The organism is Halomonas sp. (assembly GCF_041689495.1).
In the GTDB taxonomy this organism is placed as follows: domain Bacteria; phylum Pseudomonadota; class Gammaproteobacteria; order Pseudomonadales; family Halomonadaceae; genus Halomonas.
This window is the reverse complement of sequence record NZ_JBDNGD010000263.1, coordinates 1-2,668: the sequence shown is the minus strand read 5'-3', so window position 1 is coordinate 2,668 and position 2,668 is coordinate 1. Positions and strand designations below refer to the sequence as shown.

General features: G+C 62.0%; 2 protein-coding genes and 1 pseudogene. 1 reads left to right on the top strand and 2 read right to left on the bottom strand.

Annotation, left to right across the window (positions count from 1 at the left end; translation table 11 throughout):
• Positions 1-386: class I SAM-dependent methyltransferase (locus ACESMD_RS09195; protein WP_372612459.1), on the bottom strand; the 386-nt coding region annotated here is incomplete at its 3' end.
• A gap of 334 nt (positions 387-720) precedes the next feature.
• Between ACESMD_RS09195 and ACESMD_RS09190 the strand changes: the two are divergent.
• Positions 721-1,869, top strand: a pseudogene (locus ACESMD_RS09190) (IS66 family transposase); the annotation flags it as partial.
• A gap of 86 nt (positions 1,870-1,955) precedes the next feature.
• On the opposite strand, the gene ACESMD_RS09185 reads toward ACESMD_RS09190, so the two are convergent.
• On the bottom strand, positions 1,956-2,668 hold a 713-nt coding region (locus ACESMD_RS09185), incomplete at its 5' end, for a tyrosine-type recombinase/integrase (protein ID WP_372612457.1).

The following is a 2,668-nucleotide window of genomic DNA, read 5'->3' as shown; positions in this document are numbered from 1 at the left end:
TCGCGCGACATCCAGCGCCAGTCGCTGTGCACGGTGGACAGGATCAAGCCATGATCGCGGGCGTTATTGAAGGCCTTGGCCAGCATCTGCGGGCTGCCGTCGAGGCTGGCGACCTCAAACCCGGCCTTGAGCAGTTGCACCGAATGAAATCCGGTGCCGGTGGCTGCATCGATAACCGAGTGGCAGCCGTGTTTCTTCAGCAGGTCGATGAAGAAACTGCCCTCGCTGGCGGCACGGCCGTCCCAGTCGATGTATTCGTCCCAGCGTTCCACGAAATCGTGGACATACTCGTGCTGGTAGTGGTCGGTATCGCGCACTTCGGTCGGCTCCTCGCCGAATTCCTGGGTGCGCTTGAACATCACATTATCTGTATCTGCTTGTGTCATACACGAAATGTCCCGTCGCGGGGCGATCCTGGCCGGATCCCTTGCCGCGATCTATGCAAATGGTCACGACCTACCGTAGGCACCCGGGCGCTTTACGTCAATCCGTAGCATTAAGGCGGCCCGGAGTTTGGGATTAGCAGAGAATGGCCGTGAAACTCCATACCCAGGGACTCCAGACCTTTGCTGACATTCGATGGTTTAGGAGACGGTGCCCGATGACACGACGACGTGTTCTATTGCTTGTTGCAGGAAAGCGCCGTTGAATGTATAAACACCGATACACGTAAACACCGAATAGCGCCATGAACACCGTCCGTTGGAATATCGCTGTATCGCCGGACACGGATCAATCCGTGCGCATGTATCTCGCCGCACCCGTGGTGGTCGGGTTGCCTTGCCGCCCGAGCTGCCGCGCGTCGAGGTCGTCCATGAGCTGCCCGAGGGCACCCGCCGCTGCGCCGAGGATGGCACCGAACTCAAGGTCATTGGCGAGGCGGTCAGTGAGGAACTGCATGTGGTGCCGGCACGGATCGAGGTGATCCGCCACGTGCGTCGCAAGTATGCCTGCCCGGCCTGCGAAGCGGGCGTCCAGATCGCCCCGGCGCCGGCCAAATTGCTGCCCAAGAGCAATGCCAGCGCTACCTTGCTGGCGTATATCGCCACGGCCAAGTACCAGGATGCCTTGCCGCTCTATCGGCAGAGCCAGATCTTTGCCCGGCACGGCGCCGAGATCCCACGTAACACCCTGGCGCGCTGGATGGTCCAGGTCGGTGAACGGCTGATGCCATTGGTCGAGGCCTTGCGTCAGCACCTGCTGCAGGCCCCGCTGATCCACATGGATGAGACCACGCTACAGGTCAACGCCGAAACCGATCGACCCGCAAGCTCAAGGTCCTACATGTGGCTACAACGCGGCGGGCCACCCGGGCAACAGGTGGTGCTGTTCGACTATGACGCCAGCCGAGCCGGTCGGGTGCCCGTGCGCCTGCTGGGCGACTATGCCGGTCGCCTGGTCACCGATGGCTACGAAGGCTATGCCGCGGTCGTGCGCCGTAACGGCATCACTCACGCCGGCTGCTGGGCGCACGCGCGGCGCAAGTTCGTCGAGGCCCAGAAGGTCCAACCCAAGGGCAAGACCGGCAAGGCCGACTGGGCACTCAACCAGATCCGCAAGCTCTATGCCGTAGAGAAACAGACCAAGGCGCTGGATCCCGAGGCGCGCCAGACATGGCGTGACCAGAAGAGCCGCCTGCTCATCACTCAGCTGCGCACCTGGCTCGACAAGTCGGTCAACCAAGTCCTGCCGAAGAGTGCACTGGGCAAGGCGCTGCACTACCTGGCCGGACAGTGGGAACGCCTGACACGCTTCCTCGACGACGGCCTGATTCCGCTGGACAACAACCCGGCCGAGAACGCCATCCGCCCCTTCGTGGTGGGCCGCAATTATGCCAAGTTCGGGATTATGCGTAGTTGCCCGCATAGCCCCGACCACGATCCAGCGCCAACGCCCCTCACGTGCCGGCATCCGGACCGTGGTTTTCTCACAACAACTCAAAAGACTGCGCATTATCACAAGCTGTCGAGGAAGGCCAGCACGTCTGGCTTTGGTACGAAGCGTGGTGTCGCCGTTTCCGGTGGCTGCAGGCTCGCCAGTGCACGCTCCTTCATGTCCAGATCAGCCTCCAAGTACTGATGTGTTGTCGCCACCTGCTCATGGCCTAACCACAGGGCAATCACCGCCAGGTCAACACCCGATTGCAGTAGGTGCATGGCGGTGGTGTGCCGAATCATATGCGGTGACACCCTACGATCTTTCAATGAGAGGTAGTGTGCGGCGGCCTGTGATACCGCCAGCTGCAAGCACTGCTCGACGCCGGAGCGACTCATGGCCCGACCGCCACGGTTCAGCAGTATCGGCTGCGTTGTGTCGGTCGAGAGCGTGACCATCCATTCATCCAACCTCCGCGCCGTGTGCCTCCACAGCGGCACCACCCGCTCCTTGCGCCATTTTCCGTGCAGCTGGACGGCCTGTGCGTGCTGCGTATCGACATCGCCGCGGCGGATACCTATGAGCTCAGAGACGCGTGCACCGGTGTTGTAGAGCAACAGGATCAGCAGGCGATCCCGTTGACCTGTCCAGGTGGCGGCATCCGGTGCCGCGAGGATGGCTTCCATCTCTTCACGCGACAGGAAGCCGACCAGCGGTCGCTCGAAGCGCTTCATGGGAATGGCCAGCACCCGCTGGACCTGCGCTAGGAACGCTGGCTCCTGCAGTGCCACAT